At 61.1% G+C, this 14,975-nt stretch carries 12 protein-coding genes; 5 read left to right on the forward strand and 7 right to left on the reverse strand.

Annotated elements, in window-relative coordinates; genetic code table 11:
- Positions 1-3: 3 nt before the first annotated feature.
- The 5 genes from mglC to I6L35_RS05390 all read right to left on the reverse strand — a co-directional run bounded on the left by mglC (position 4) and on the right by I6L35_RS05390 (position 8,124).
- Positions 4-1,014 carry a galactose/methyl galactoside ABC transporter permease MglC gene (gene mglC / locus I6L35_RS05370; protein ID WP_005342585.1) on the reverse strand — a complete coding sequence of 337 codons (1,011 nt, stop codon included), beginning with the start codon at positions 1,012-1,014 and terminating at the stop codon, positions 4-6.
- 16 nt (positions 1,015-1,030) lie between these two features.
- Positions 1,031-2,551, reverse strand: coding sequence for a galactose/methyl galactoside ABC transporter ATP-binding protein MglA (gene mglA / locus I6L35_RS05375; protein ID WP_041234376.1), 1,521 nt, complete (start codon positions 2,549-2,551; stop codon positions 1,031-1,033).
- Between the two features lie 53 nt (positions 2,552-2,604).
- The gene (gene mglB / locus I6L35_RS05380; protein ID WP_005340747.1) at positions 2,605-3,591 is read right to left on the reverse strand and encodes a galactose/glucose ABC transporter substrate-binding protein MglB; all 987 of its coding nucleotides are present in this window, start codon (positions 3,589-3,591) and stop codon (positions 2,605-2,607) included.
- A 276-nt stretch (positions 3,592-3,867) separates the two neighbouring features.
- Positions 3,868-6,927 carry a beta-galactosidase gene (locus I6L35_RS05385; RefSeq protein WP_216979728.1) on the reverse strand — a complete coding sequence of 1,020 codons (3,060 nt, stop codon included), beginning with the start codon at positions 6,925-6,927 and terminating at the stop codon, positions 3,868-3,870.
- A 189-nt stretch (positions 6,928-7,116) separates the two neighbouring features.
- Complete coding sequence (locus I6L35_RS05390; protein WP_088868202.1) at positions 7,117-8,124, reverse strand: substrate-binding domain-containing protein; 1,008 nt, start codon at positions 8,122-8,124, stop codon at positions 7,117-7,119.
- Between the two features lie 202 nt (positions 8,125-8,326).
- On the opposite strand from I6L35_RS05390, the gene galE reads away from it, so the two are divergent.
- The 5 genes from galE (at position 8,327) to bacA (ending at position 13,518) form a co-directional block, all read left to right on the forward strand.
- Positions 8,327-9,340: a UDP-glucose 4-epimerase GalE gene (gene galE, locus I6L35_RS05395; protein ID WP_216979729.1), complete on the forward strand. Its 1,014-nt coding sequence runs from the start codon at positions 8,327-8,329 to the stop codon at positions 9,338-9,340.
- A 60-nt stretch (positions 9,341-9,400) separates the two neighbouring features.
- Positions 9,401-10,459, forward strand: a complete 1,059-nt coding sequence (locus tag I6L35_RS05400; protein WP_216980246.1) for a UDP-glucose--hexose-1-phosphate uridylyltransferase — start codon at positions 9,401-9,403, stop codon at positions 10,457-10,459.
- Complete coding sequence (gene galK / locus I6L35_RS05405; protein ID WP_216979730.1) at positions 10,456-11,604, forward strand: galactokinase; 1,149 nt, start codon at positions 10,456-10,458, stop codon at positions 11,602-11,604. Before I6L35_RS05400 ends, galK begins: the two co-directional genes overlap by 4 nt.
- Positions 11,601-12,590: a galactose-1-epimerase gene (galM, locus tag I6L35_RS05410; protein WP_216979731.1), complete on the forward strand. Its 990-nt coding sequence runs from the start codon at positions 11,601-11,603 to the stop codon at positions 12,588-12,590. Before galK ends, galM begins: the two co-directional genes overlap by 4 nt.
- Positions 12,591-12,702: 112 nt before the next feature.
- Positions 12,703-13,518: an undecaprenyl-diphosphate phosphatase gene (bacA, locus tag I6L35_RS05415; RefSeq protein ID WP_069527669.1), complete on the forward strand. Its 816-nt coding sequence runs from the start codon at positions 12,703-12,705 to the stop codon at positions 13,516-13,518.
- Positions 13,519-13,584: 66 nt separating this feature from the next.
- Here bacA and I6L35_RS05420 read toward each other — a convergent pair whose 3' ends face one another.
- Entirely contained in the window at positions 13,585-14,280 is a 696-nt protein-coding gene (locus tag I6L35_RS05420; RefSeq protein WP_216979732.1) for a ChrR family anti-sigma-E factor, read from the reverse strand.
- Positions 14,273-14,842, reverse strand: a complete 570-nt coding sequence (locus tag I6L35_RS05425) for a sigma-70 family RNA polymerase sigma factor (RefSeq protein ID WP_005355542.1) — start codon at positions 14,840-14,842, stop codon at positions 14,273-14,275. The genes I6L35_RS05420 and I6L35_RS05425 overlap by 8 nt, the downstream gene beginning before the upstream one ends.
- Positions 14,843-14,975: the final 133 nt, after the last annotated feature.

Here is a 14,975-nt window from a genome sequence, read left to right on the forward strand (position 1 = left end):
TCGTTATTTCTTCTTGGCGTACTTCATGGAATCCAATGCCACCGCCAGAATGATGATGCCGCCCTTGATGATGAACTGCCAGTAAGGGCTGACCCCGATATAGGTCAAACCATAGTTGATCAGGGTGAAGATAAGTACGCCGGTGATCACACCCGCGACCGTTCCCACCCCGCCGGCAAACGACACGCCGCCCACCACGCACGCCGCGATGGCATCCAGCTCGTACATGAAGCCGAGGTTGTTGGTGGCGCTACCGATACGGCCTGCTTCCAGCATGCCGCCGAAGGCGTAGAAGACCCCCGCCAGCGCATAGATCATTACCAGATTGACCGCCACATTGACGCCGGAGACCTTGGCCGCCTCGGGGTTGCCGCCGATGGCGAAGATGTTTTTGCCAAAGCGGGTCTTGTTCCACAGCACCCAGACAAAGACGCTGGCGATGGCCGCATAGAAGGTGAGATAGGAGAGCTTGAATCCTCCTATCCGGATAAAGCCCTGCGCGAAGCTGGAGAAGCGGGGGTCAAACCCGGCCACCGGCGAAGCCCCTACCGAGTCAAAGTAGAGGGAGTTGATACCGTAGACGATGATCATGGTGCCCAGGGTGGTAATGAACGGGGTAACGTTCAGGTAGGCCACGATCAGACCGTTGACCAGACCAATCAGCGCCCCCACCACACAGACCAGCAGGATCACCGCAGGAATGGGCACCTCCCCCAACGTCGGGAACACCTTGTTGACGTTGGTCAGCGCCTGCAACATGGTTGCTGCTATGAGTGCCGCCAGACCGACCTGACGACCGGCCGAGAGATCCGTCCCCTGAGTGATGATGATGCCCGCCACCCCCAGCGCTATGATGACCCGCACCGAGGACTGGGTCAGGATGTTGCTGAAGTTGGTGAGGCTCAGGAAGGAAGGCTCCTGGATCACGATGACCATGAGCAGCACCAGCAGCACCAGATAGATGGCGTTTTCCTTGAGCGCCTGCATCAGATTGAAATTTTTAGCCGACTCCATAAATGTCTTCCTGTCTCTAGAGGTACAGAGATGCCAGGCGCAGTATCTCGCTCTGGTCAGTTTCTTTGGTATTGACGATCCCGGCGACCCGGCCATTGCTCATCACCATGATGCGGTCGGTGATCCCCAGCAATTCCGGCATCTCTGACGAGATGATGATGATCCCCTTGTCCTTCTTCGCCAGCTCCAGGATGAGCTGGTAGATCTCGAACTTGGCCCCGACGTCTATGCCGCGGGTGGGCTCGTCGAGCATCAGGATCTCCGGCTGGGTCAGCAGCCAGCGACCGATGATCACCTTCTGCTGGTTGCCCCCGGAGAGGGAACCTATCTGGGTCTGCTGGGTCGGCGTCTTGACCCGCATGGAGTCGATCACCCACTGGGTATCGCTCTTCATCTTGTTGTCGCTGAGCAGCCCCATGGAGCCCTTGTAGCTGTCCATGTTGGCGATCAGGGAGTTGAAGGCGATATCGAGCCGGGAGTAGATACCGGTGGAGCGGCGCTCTTCCGTCACCAGCGCAAAGCCGTTGCGGATCGCTTCGTGGGCGTTGTGGTTGGCCACCTCTTTGCCGTGCAGCTTGATGCTGCCCTGACTGCGATCGCGAATACCGAACAGGGTCTCGACGATATCGGTGCGCTTGGCCCCCACCAGTCCGGCGATGCCGAGGATCTCCCCCTTGTGCAGGTTGAAGGTCACATCCTGAATGGAGGGCTGGTTTTTCGCCGTCAGGTGTTCGATCTCGAGGATCACCTCTTTCGGCTGGTTGGTCTTTTCCGGGAAACGCTGGGTCAGTTCACGGCCGACCATCATCCCGATGATCTGATCCATGGTCATGCCCTTGAGCGGCTGGGTTGCCACCCACTGGCCATCCCGCAATATGGTGATCTCGTCACAGAGCTGGAAGATCTCCTCCATCTTGTGAGAGATGTAGACGATGCCGCACCCCTTCTCCTTCAACTTGTTGATGATCTTGAAGAGGTGGTTCACCTCTTTCTCGGTCAGGGAGGAGGTGGGTTCATCCATGATGACGATCTTGGCGTCGTAGGAGAACGCCTTGGCGATCTCGATCATCTGCATCTGGGAGACCGACAGGGTCGCGACCTTCACCTTGGGGTCGATGTCGATATCCAGCTCATCGAAGATGCGCTTGGTGTCGTCATACATCTTGCCGTGGTCGATAAACCACCCCTTGGTGGGGTAGCGGCCGAGCCACATGTTGTCCATCACGGTACGCTGCAGCACCAGGTTGAGCTCCTGATGCACCATGGAGACGCCATTTTCCAGCGCCTCTTTCGAGGAGGTGAAGTTGATCTCCTGCCCCTTGAAGAAGATCTTGCCCTGATCCTTCTCGTAAATGCCGAACAGGCACTTGAGCAGTGTGGATTTTCCCGCTCCGTTCTCGCCCATCAACGCATGCACAGAATGAGGACGGACCCGTAAATTGACATTATCGAGTGCCTTGACGCCGGGAAAGCTCTTACTGACGTCAATCATCTCCAACAGCCATTCTGATTGTTGCTGTGTTGTCATATCAGCCATCACATCTGGTTGAAAAAAGGGCAAGGGGATCTCCCTTGCCCTGGAGGAGGGAATTACTCGAATTGGGACAGGTTGTCTTTATCCACACCGACGTAGGCAACACGTACAACCTTGTCGACGATATTCCACTTGGTGCCTTCACCGGCCGGTTTGCCTTCAGCCAGGTTCTTGGTCAGCTCGAAGGTGGCTTTGGCCTGGTTGGCCGCATCGTTCAGCACGGTACCCGCCATGGCACCGCTCTTGACCATGGCCAGCGCTTCCGGCAGCGCATCGACGCCGAACACCGGAATGGCAGTCTTGCCCTGTGCTTTCAGTGATTCGACTGCGCCCATTGCCATGCCGTCGTTGTTGGCGATGACCACTTCGATCTTGTTGGCGTTGGGGCCGGAGATCCAGGCGTCCATCTTGTCTTTCGCCATGGCGGTATCCCACATACCGGTATCCATATGCAGTTGTTCAGTCTTGACGCCGCCATCGTTCAGGGTCTTGACCACGTAGGAGGTGCGCGCTTCGGCATCCGGGTGGCCCGGCTCCCCTTTCAGCAGCACGAACTGGATCACGCCATCCTTGTTCAGATCCCACTCCGGATGGGCTTTCCAGTGTTTGGCAATCAGCTGACCCTGGATGATCCCTGACTCCTTGGAGTCGGTACCCACGTAGTAGGCCTTGTCGTAGCTGGCCAGATCGGTAGCGCTTGGCTCCTTGTTGTAGAAGACCACCGGGATATCTTCGCCACGGGCTTTCTCAATCACCACCGGTGCCGCAGCGGGGTCAACCAGGTTGATGGCCAGCGCCTTCACCCCTTTGGCCAGCAGCACGTCGATCTGGTCGTTCTGCTTGGACTGGTCGTTCTGGGAGTCGTTCATCAGCAGTTCCACCCCCGGAGTGGCTGCCGCCTCCTTCTCGATGGCCTTGCGCACGACCGCCATGAAGTTGTCGTCGTACTTGTAGACGGTTACCCCGATACGGGTGTCAGCCTGGGCATTGGCTCCAGCCATCATGCCCATCAGCAGGGCGGCAACTGTGGTCAGTTTTTTCATTATGTGTGCTCCGATGTGTCTATCTGTGTTGTAGGGTGGCGAGCAATTGAGCAAGCGCCAATCAATGTAATCAGTTTGTTGTCATTTCTTCTGTGATCATGACGACAAAATGAAAACGATTACACTCTGTTACATTGAAACTTTGTTTTTATTTTTCAAATGCATATGAATAAAAATCAGTTTTGAGACTCAATCATTTCCACAGCATTGAGGCTAGTCGTTACTGGCCTGTTGTCAAAATGGCGCACTGGCTAGGCAGTCGTCTCAATAGCTGGCTTAACAGAGAGTGCAGCCCCAACGGTAACGATGCTCGAGCAGTTGATACTCGGGACGCACGCTCTGGCTCCAGGAGTCATCTCCGCCCACTCCCATGTGAGCACCATCGAGACAGACCCACAGCCCCTCCTCTGCCACCAGATCGCTCTGGTGACGAGCAGCGGCCAGCTGTTGCTGACTGAAGCGGCTGGCACTGAAATGGAAGCTGCCGCTCACCGTCGTGCTGCCCAACTGCAACTGGCGGGTATCGCAGCGCAAGCCGTTGTCGCTCGGGAAGATGTAAGGGGTATGCATCGCCTCCAGCGGCAAACTCCAGCGCCCCAGATCGGCGCCCAACAGGCGATCCGGATAGTTCTCATGAGGGCCACGCCCCAGCCATTCTGCTCGCGCCGGTACCTCGGCCAGATGGAGCAACAGACCGATCCGCGGTAGCGAAGGCAGCACCTGCGCCAGCTCGGTCTCTATCTCCAGGCTCATGGCGCCATCGTCGGTAAAGCGGTGATGCCAGTGACTCACCAGCAGCAGCTCATCGCGGTGGAAGTAGCCATGGCTGACACGGATATCCCCTCCGGCGACCGCGAGCCCCAGACAGCGGTGCTGCCACTGACCGAGACCACAGCCCTGCCAGAGGGCAATCCAGGAGCCAGGGTCGGCGTGATCCGCTTCGCTGGTGCCGATGTCGTTGTCGAGCGGCGCCCGATAGAAGTGATCCATGATCGGCGCCAGCAGCTGCTCCTGCCCCGATTTTTGCCAACTGGTGATACGGCCGCTCTGCTTGTCGAGCCACCACTGGCTGTTTGCGGCGGTGATCCGCCAGCCATCCGGCTGCTCGCTCAGGGTGGCGGCAGCGGCGGGAGCAGGCAGAGCAAGGGGGGTCGGCAGGGTGAACTGCTGACGGGCGACCTTGTGATCCGCCTGCGACCAGGGGGTGGCCTGCGGCTGAACGATGGCCAGATCGAGCCAGGCCAGTGAACCTGCCGCAAAGGTGGGCAACGCCTCGCTCAGGGTCAACTCGACCACCCCCTGTGGCGCCAGCTCAAGGGAAACGTCCCCCTGCTGCTGCACATGACCGTTCTCGCACAGCTGCCAGCAAAGCCGCTCGTTGTCGGTTTCCCGGAACAGGTATTCGCTCTCGATCCGCACCCGCAGCGGGGTGTGCTCGAGCAGGGTGAAGTGGAACGGCTGCTGGGCACGCTTCGCCTCGCACAGGGCAGGATGGGGGGTACGATCCGGGAACAGCAGACCGTTGCAGCAGAACTGGCGATCGTTTTGCACATCACCGAAGTCGCCGCCATAGCCCCAGTAGTGGCGGCCATCGGCGGTGTATTTGTCGAGCCCCTGATCGACCCAATCCCAGACAAACCCGCCTTGCAGGCGTGGATGATCGCGAAACGCCTGCCAGTAGTGGGCGTAGCCCCCCAGACTGTTGCCCATGGCGTGGGCATATTCGCAGAGGATCAACGGCCGGTGCTCGCCGGGCAGGCCGATCCACTTGGCCAGCGCCCACTTGGGCACCGCCAGGAAGGGTTGATCCTGATGGGTTCTGGCATACATGGGGCAGATGATGTCGGTGGCCGGGGTATCGGCCCCACCCCCCTCGTACTGCACCGGGCGGCTCGGGTCGCTGCGCTTGATCCAGCCATACATGGCATCGTGGGCCGGGCCGTAACCCGACTCGTTGCCCAGCGACCAGATGATGATCGAGGGGTTGTTGAAATCCCGTGCCACCATGCGGGTCGCCCGCTCCAGAAAGGCGTTACTCCAGGCGGGATCCCGCGCCAGCCGCCCCATGGGGGTCATGCCGTGGGTCTCCAGATTCGCCTCGTCCACCACATAGAGGCCGAGCCGATCGCACAGGCGATAGAAGTCGGGGTGGTTGGGATAATGGGAGCAGCGCACCGCGTTGAAGTTATGGCGCTTCATCAGCAGCAGATCCCGCTCCATGGTGGCGCGATCAATGGCATACCCTTTGGCGGGGTGGTGTTCGTGACGGTTGGCACCACGGATCAGCAGCGGCTGGCCGTTGACCAGCAGCAGGCCACCACGGATCTCCACCACCCGAAAGCCCACATCGCACGCCTCACTCTCGATGGCGCGGCCCTGCTCGTCCAGCAGGGTCAGGGTCAGGCGATAGAGATGAGGCGTCTCGGCGCTCCACTTGCGCGGCGCAGCCACGTCGAGCCAGAACTCGGCGCGATCGTCATACGCCCCTTTTTCATCAATAGCTTGGGTGCCGATTGGCTGGCGCAGGGTCACGACCCGCTCGCTACCGTCATAGAGATTGGCCTCTACCGACAGACCAGCCCCATTGGCTACCTGCAGTGCAATCTTGAGACGGCCATCCCGATAGCAGGCATCCAGCTCGGGGGTCACCCGCATATCCATAAGATAACGGGACGGTTTGTGCAGCAGGCTGACGGAGCGGAAGATCCCTGACAGCCACCACATATCCTGATCTTCCAGATAGGAGCCATCGGACCAGCGCAGCACCAGCACCGCCAGCCGGTTGCGACCGGCTTGCAGATAAGGAGTCAGATCGAATTCGGCGGGCAGCCGGCTGTCCTGGGAGTAGCCGACCCAGCGGCCGTTGCAGAAGAGATAGAAGGCACTGCTCACCCCGTCAAAGATGATCCGGCTCTGGCCGCTGGCCAGCCAGTCGGCGGGCAGCTCGAACTCGCGGGAGTAGCAGCCAGTAGGATTGTCTGCCGGCACTCGCGGTGGATCGCAGGGAAAGGGGTACTTGATATTGGTGTAGATGGGGCCATCGGTGAGCGGCCGCGCAGCTGGATAGGCGGCATCCAGCTGCCAGTTGCCCGGCACTGTAATGGGGCAAGCATCCACCAGATCCTGCGCCAGCCAGCTCTCGGGCACCAATTCGGGAGCGGCAAAGAAGGAGAAGCGCCACTCGCCATCGAGCAAGAGACGGGAGGAAGAGGCCAGATCCCCCCTGGCATCCGCTTCGCTGCGCCAGCTGAACATGGGGGTATGGGCAGCCAGCCGGTTTACCGATGTAATGGCCTGAGTCTGCCAATCCTGACGCGCCACTATCTCCCTGAGCATTCACTCTCTCCCTGCTGATTGGAAAACGTATTCAGTCTAGAGAAGTATGACGCAGGGAACGGCGATCTCGCTCACACAGATGTAAACGATTACACCAATTTTGTTAAGTAAAGCGGAGTAAAAATGATTAAAAATAGGTAAAACAATAACTGTGCAAGAAACGGCCCCGAACAGGGCCGCAAAAGGGGGCTATCCGGCCCGAACCGGTGCCACCGAGTGGCGATTGATCAGGGTGGGGGTATAGATCCGGCTCTGGGTCGCGTCACTCTCCCCCGCCGCCAGCTGAATGGCCAGCTTGGCCGCCTGGGCCGCCATCAGCTCGATGGGATAGCGCATGGTGGAGAGCTTGGGGCGCAGATATCTGGCATAGATGATGTCATCGAAGCCCACCACCGAGACCTCCTCCGGCACTCGCAGGCCGTTGTCCGCCAGCACGGAGATGGCGCCCGCCGCCATGGCATCGTTATAGGCAACCACAGCGGTCACCTTGAGCCCCTTGGCAAGCAGATTGAGCATGGCGCGCTCGCCCCCCTCCTCGTTCGGCGTGCCGCTCTCGATAAGCTCGGGATCGGCTGCCAGACCCGCTTCCATCAGTCCATCCTGATAACCCTGCAGGCGCAAGGTGGCATCCTCAATGGCGTGATCCGAGCTGATAAAGGCAATATGGCGGTGACCCAGTTCGATCAGGTGGCGAGTTGCCGTGGCCGCACCAAGCCGGTTGTTGAGGGCGATGCAGCGCCCCTTGAGGGCAGGAATATCGCGGTTGATCAACACCATGCCGGGCACCCGCATGGCGTAATCGCACAGTTCCTCGTCGCTCAGCGCCTTGCTGTGCACCACCAGCGCCTCGCAACGCTTGCCGATCAGCAGCTCGATCGCTTCACGCTCCTGACGCGCCTTGTGAAAACCGTTACCCATCAGCAGGTGAAGGTTCTGCTCGACGGCGATGCCGGAGACCCCCTTCACCAGTGCGCCGAAGAAGGGATCCGCCACGTCACCGACCACTACCCCCATGGTGTCGCAGGTCTGGCTGACCAGTGCCCGCGCGTTGGCGTTGGGGGTGTAGCCCAGTTCGGCCATGGCCTTCTGCACCACTTCGCGAGATGCGGCGCTGGCCTTGGGGGAGTTGTTCATCACCCGTGAAACCGTTGCCACCGACACATTGGCCAAACGGGCGACATCCTTGATGGTGCTCATGCTGTTTTCACTTCTTTCACTGTGCGATAGAGCGCCATTATACCCAGCAAACCCATTGAAAACAGGGGTGAAATAAATATCTGCCGTCAGGATAATCACAAAAACAGTGTAATCGTTTACACTGTTTTGCAAGCAAGCTCACAGTTTGGTCGCCACACCCTCGGCTAGACTCCTTCCAGACACTTTTTCAGTGGAGAGCAAGATGAACGTTCTGGTCACCGGCGGCTGCGGATATATCGGCAGCCACACCTCTCTGGCCCTGCAAGCCGCAGGCATGACCCCGGTCGTGGTGGACAACCTCTGCAACAGCAAGCGCAGCGTGTTGACTCGAGTCGCCGCTATCAGCGGCCAGCAACCCGTGTTCTATCAAGGGGATATTCGCGATGCCGCCCTGCTGGACCGGATCTTCGCCGAGCAGCAGATCGACGCAGTAATCCACTTTGCCGCCCTCAAGGCGGTCGGCGAGTCGACCCGCATTCCACTGGATTACTACGAGAACAACCTCGGCGGCACCCTCACCCTGCTGCAGGCGATGAAACGGGCCGGGGTGCACAATCTGGTGTTCAGCTCCTCGGCCACCGTCTACGGCGATCCCGCCACTCTGCCGATCCGTGAGGATTTCCCCCGCAGCGCTACCAACCCCTACGGTCGCTCCAAGCTGATCATCGAGGAGATCCTCGAGGATCTGCAGCTGGCCGAGCCCCACTGGAGCATGACCCTGCTGCGCTACTTCAATCCGGTCGGCGCCCACGAATCGGGCACCATGGGTGAAGACCCGCAAGGTATCCCCAACAACCTGATGCCCTATATCACCCAGGTGGCCATCGGCCGTCGCGACTGCCTGTCGGTTTTTGGAAACGATTACCCAACTGTGGATGGCACCGGCGTGCGCGACTACATCCACGTGATGGATCTCGCCGAGGGGCACGTCAAGGCACTGCAACACTGCGCCAACAAGGGTGGCGTGCACACCTACAACCTGGGCACAGGTCAGGGCCAGAGTGTGTTGCAGCTGGTCGCCGCTTTCTCCGCCGCCTGTGGCAAGCCGCTGCCGTTTCGCATCGAACCGCGTCGCCCTGGTGACATCGCCGCCTGCTGGGCCGATCCGGCCAAGGCAGAGCGGGAACTGGGCTGGCAGGCGACCCGGGGCATAGACGCCATGTGCGCCGACAGCTGGCGCTGGCAATCGGCCAACCCGAACGGTTACGAGGAGTAGGCCTGCCTGCTCCCTGTTAATAAACGACTTTAGTTTTCCATACCTTATTCAGGAGAGATGATGTTCAACCCCGTCGATCATCCCCATCGCCGCTTCAACCCGCTGACCGGCCAGTATGTGCTGGTCTCCCCCCACCGGGCCAAACGCCCCTGGCAGGGACAGGTGGAGAAGGTGAGTCAGGCCCCCAAACAGGCCCACGATCCCGACTGCTTCCTCTGCGCGGGCAACACCCGGGTCACCGGTGACATCAACCCCGACTACAAGGGCACCTTCGTTTTTACCAACGACTTCGCTGCCCTGATGCAGGATACCCCGGCCGCCGACAACGCAGGCGACCCCCTGCTGAAGCTGGAAGCCGCCCGCGGCACCAGCCGGGTCATCTGCTTCTCGCCGGATCACGGCAAGACCCTGCCCGAGCTGCCGCTGCCCGCCATCGAAGGAGTGATCACCACCTGGATGGATCAGGTCACCGAGCTGTCGGCTCAGTGGGAGTGGGTGCAGGTCTTTGAAAACAAAGGCGCCGTCATGGGCTGCTCCAACCCGCACCCCCACGGCCAGATCTGGGGCAGCGACTTCCTGCCCAACGAGATCGCCCGCGAAGAACAGCACCAGCGAGACTGGCTGGCCGAGCATGGCCGCCCCATGCTGCTCGAATATGTGGAGCGGGAGCTGGCGGATCGCTCGCGCATCGTGGTGGAGACCGAACACTGGCTTGCCGTAGTCCCCTTTTGGGCCGCCTGGCCGTTCGAAACCCTGTTGCTGCCCAAGGCGCACGTCCCCTCCATGCTGAACCTGACCAAGGCCCAGCAGCAGGATCTGGCGGTGGCGCTCAAGGAGCTCACCAGCCGCTACGACAACCTGTTCGAGTGCAGCTTCCCCTACTCCATGGGCTGGCACTTTGCGCCGCCCAAGTCGGAGTGCCCCGAGGCGTGGCAACTGCACGCTCACTTCTACCCGCCCCTGCTGCGCTCCGCCACCGTGCGCAAATTCATGGTGGGCTTCGAGATGCTGGCCGAAACCCAGCGCGACCTTACCCCCGAGCAGGCCGCCCAGCGGCTGCGCGCCCTGAGCCCCATTCACTACAACCAGACCAGCCAAACCAATGAGGAGGCCCAATGACCCCCAGCCAACGCGTCAGCACCGTTTTTGCCGAGCAATTTGCCAAAGCGCCCGATCTGCTGGTGCGCGCCCCCGGCCGCGTCAACCTCATCGGTGAACATACCGACTACAACGACGGCTTCGTGCTGCCCTGCGCCATCGACTACGAGACCTGCGTCGCCATCGGCCTGCGCGATGATCGACAAGTGCAGGTGATCGCCGCCGACTACGACAACCAGCGCGACCTGTTCGACCTCGACCAGCCCATCGAGCACCACCCCAGCCAACGCTGGAGCGACTACATCCGCGGCGTGGTGAAATATCTGCAGGAGCGCGGTTATGCCCTGCGCGGCCTCGATCTGGTGGTCTCCGGCAACGTGCCGCAGGGGGCGGGGCTCTCCTCCTCCGCCTCACTGGAAGTGGCCATCGGTCAGGCCTTCAAGGAGGCGCTGGGGCTCGATATCAGCCAGGCGGAGATCGCCCTCAACGGTCAGCAGGCGGAGAACAAGTTCGTCGGCTGCAACTGCGGCATCATGGATCAGATGATCTCCGCCAGCGGCAAAACCGACCACGCCCTGCTGCTCGACTGCCGCTCGCTGGAGACTCGCCTCATCCCCATGCCCACCGATCTGGCGGTGCTGATCGTCAACTCCAATGTGCGCCGCGGTCTGGTGGATAGCGAATACAACACCCGCCGCCAGCAGTGCGAAGCGGCCGCCCGCCACTACGGGGTCAAGGCGCTGCGCGACCTCGATCTGGCCGGACTGGAAGCGGGCAAAGCCGGGCTGGATGAGGCCTGCTATCGCCGTGCCCGCCACATCGTCGGTGAAAACGCCCGCACCCTGGCGGCCGCCGATGCGCTGGCGAGCCACGACCTGACCCGCCTCGGCGAGCTGATGGCCGAGTCGCACGCCGCCATGCGCGATGACTTCGAGATCACAGTGCCCGCCATCGATGGTCTGGTGGAGATCATCAAGGCCAGGATCGGCACCGAAGGCGGCGTACGGATGACTGGCGGCGGCTTCGGCGGCTGCGTGGTCGCCCTGCTGCGCCCCGAGAAGGTGGCCGAGGTGATCGCCGCGGTTGAAGCCGAGTATCCGACCCGCTTCGGCCTCAAGGCTGACTGCTACGTCTGCTCTGCCAGCGCCGGTGCAGGCAAGCTATGAGCAGCGCCATGACACCATTCGAACTGGAAAACGAGGAGGGGCTGCGCCTGCGCGGCCTCGACTTCGGCGCCACCCTCACATCCCTCACCCTGCCGGTGGCGGGCAAACGGCGCGAAGTGCTGCTGGGTTGTGCCGACAACGCCTATCCAGCCCAACAGGTGTGGCTGGGCGCGGTGGCGGGACGTTTTGCCAACCGCATCGGCGGCGCCGAGCTGCTACGCGATGGCCAGCGCTGGCCGCTGGATGCCAATCAGGCACCCAACTGCCTGCATGGCGGGCAGGCGGGCTTTCATCGCCAGCGGTGGCAAATCAAAGAGCTGGAAGCGGATCGGGTCAAGCTGGTGCTGCTCTCCCGGGCGGGGGATCAGGGCTTTCCCGGCAATCTGCGGGTAACCCTGGAGTACCGGCTGGAGCAGAGCGATCTGGTGGTGGATTTCATCGCCAGCACGGATGCCGCTACGCCGGTCAGCCTCACCAGCCACGCCTACTTCAATCTCGATGACAACCCCGACGGCGGCGATGTGCGTGACCACCTCATCAGCATCAATGCCGACCACTTCCTGCCGACCGACCCGAGCGGTTTGCCGATCGCCATCACCCCGGGGGAGGGGCCATTCGATCTGCGCCAAGAGCGCCTTGTCGGGCTGGATTGGCTGAGCCATCCCCAGCAGCAACAAGCCAAGGGATACGACCACGCCTTTGTGCTAAACGGCCCGGCGCAGGAGTGGGCTGCTCGCGTGGTATCGGGTGACAGACAGCTGGCAATGGAGGTCTACACCAACCAGCCCTCGCTGCAGCTCTATACCGGCAACTGGCTGGCCAATACCCCGAATCGCCAGGGTTTGGCGCACCGGGATCACGACGGCTTCTGTCTTGAGGCACAACAGCTGCCGGACAGCCCCAATCGCCCCGAGCTGGGCAACCCCTGGCTGCTGCCGGGCGAGCGCTATCACCATCAGACCCGCTACCGTTTTATCCGCGACTGACTTAAAGGTTTCACAATTTTTCCGTAGCAGCGCCAGCAACATTCGAGCAAGATAAGCCGCCCCGAGCTCCTTCCGGGGCGTTTTTGCATCAACGTAGCAAGGATTCTGTTCGATGACTGACACTTATAGCCTGCTGGTCGCCTTTATTCTGGGCGTCGTCGAGGGGCTGACCGAGTTCCTCCCCGTCTCCTCCACCGGCCACATGATTATCGTCGGCCATCTGCTGGGCTTTGAAGGGCCCAAGGCTGCCACTTTCGAAGTGGTGATCCAGCTTGGCTCCATCCTCGCCGTGGTCGCCGTCTTCTGGCGCCGCCTGTTTGGCCTGATTGGCATCCACTTCGGCCAGAAGCCGTCCCGGGATCACGCCACCCTGTCGCTGATCCACGTCATCCTCGGCATGCTGCCCGCCATCGTGGTCGGTCTGGCCATCCACAGCTGGATCAAGGCCAACCTGTTTGGTCCACAGACCGTGATGTACGCGCTGGTCGCGGGGGGCATCCTGCTCATCATCGCCGAGAAGTTCCGCCCCGCCGTTACAGCCGAAACTCTGGATGACATCAGCTACAAGCAGGCGTTCGGCATCGGTCTGTTCCAGTGTCTGGCCCTGTGGCCCGGCTTCTCCCGCTCCGGCGCCACCATCAGTGGTGGCATGCTGATGGGGATCAGCCGTCACGCCGCCGCCGAGTTCTCCTTCATCATGGCGGTGCCCATGATGGTGGCGGCCAGCGGGCTTGATCTCTACAAGAGCCGCGATTTTCTCTCGATGGCCGACTTCCCGATGTTTGCCGTGGGCTTTATCACCGCTTTCGTGGTAGCGATGTTTGCGATCAAGACCTTCCTGACATTGATCCGCCGCATCGACTTTATCCCGTTCGCTATCTACCGCTTTATCGTGGCATTCGCCGTCTATCTGGTGTTTGTCGCCTGACCGGCAACCAGCAATCAAATGAAAAAAGGGACCAATCTGGTCCCTTTTTCTATGGCGTCATGGTGCTCAGTAGAGGTGCTGGCTGATGCCATTCAGCAGCCGCGACAGCCCCTTGGTGAACTGCACCGGCGCATCCTGCACCGTGTAGCAGAGGCAGCCATCTGGCGTATGCGGGCTATGGGAGTGGCTGGCATCGCGCCAGATGAAATCTCCCACCTTGTAAAGGGTATCGCCATCCTGAATATTGCCAGCCAGCAGCAGGGTCAGCTCATAGCCCTGATGGGTGTGCTCGGGGATGCGACCGCCCGCTTCGATATGGAGCAGGCTGGCGCGGGCACCCATCTCGTCCAGCGGCAGACTCTGCTGACGAATGGCCCCGATATGGCGCCACTTGGGCGAACGATAGCGGGCCAGCACCCGTGGCAAACGGTAGGCGTGACCGGCTACCTCCAGCTCTCCGGGCTGGGCTCGGGGCTGGCCATGTGTTGGCTCGGAGAGGGGCTCTGCCAGCGGCTGGGCCAGAATATCCGCCAGCATGGCGTCGAATCCGGCGTCCAGTCCCACTTCATCGCGGGAGTCCAGCTTGGGCTCTACTGGCGAGGCAAGATATTGCTGCGCCAGCTCCTCTTCGAATGTCTTTAGTCGGGCAGCACAATCGGGGCAGAGTTCACAGTGGGCGGAGAGCCCCACCGCCAGCGGCAGAGGCAGCTCGTCGGCGGCGAAGGCACGCAGCATAGGGTCGGTCGGATGGGCTTTAATCATGGCCTTGCTCCACTTGCTCTTTCAGTTTCTGTAACGCCAGCCGGAGGCGGGACTTGATGGTGCCGAGTGGCACGCCGAGTCGCTCCGCCAACTCCTGCTGGGAGAACTCCTGCAGATAGATGCCACGCACCACCTGCTGTTGCGGCTCCGGCAGGGTGCCCAAATAATGGGCCATCTGACGGGTCAGCACCGCATCTTCCCCCCCGCTCAGGTGCTCCTCTTCGGCCTGAAACTCCAGCACCGGCCACAGCTCCTCGGCACAGAGATCCTCCTTGCTGGCGCGACGACGGCGCAGCATGTCGAAGCACTGGTTGCGCATCACGGTATAGATCCAGGTGGTCGGCGCCCCCTTCTCGGGGTGGTAGAGACGCGCCTTCTGCCACACCAGCAGCATGGTCTCCTGCACCAGCTCCATGGCGTTGGCTTCGCTGCCGAGGTGGCGCAGGCCGTAGCTGCGAATACGCGGCGCAAAGTGTTGGAACAGGCGGGCAAAAGCAGCCTTGTCGGCCTGCTCTGCCACCCTGATCAGCAGAGATTTGAGGTCGCCATCCGGGTTATCCATCACGGGCGAGGTCCTGCGTATGGTCGAGTGTGGTTGGCCAGTATATGCCATTGCGCCATCCCTTTGGTGTGCTGTCGAACATGCTGTGGTGATGACTTGTACGGCGCTGCGGCAGTGGCGGATCAGCGGGTCA

It is taken from the genome of Aeromonas sp. FDAARGOS 1405 (assembly GCF_019048265.1).
In the GTDB taxonomy this organism is placed as follows: domain Bacteria; phylum Pseudomonadota; class Gammaproteobacteria; order Enterobacterales; family Aeromonadaceae; genus Aeromonas; species Aeromonas veronii_A.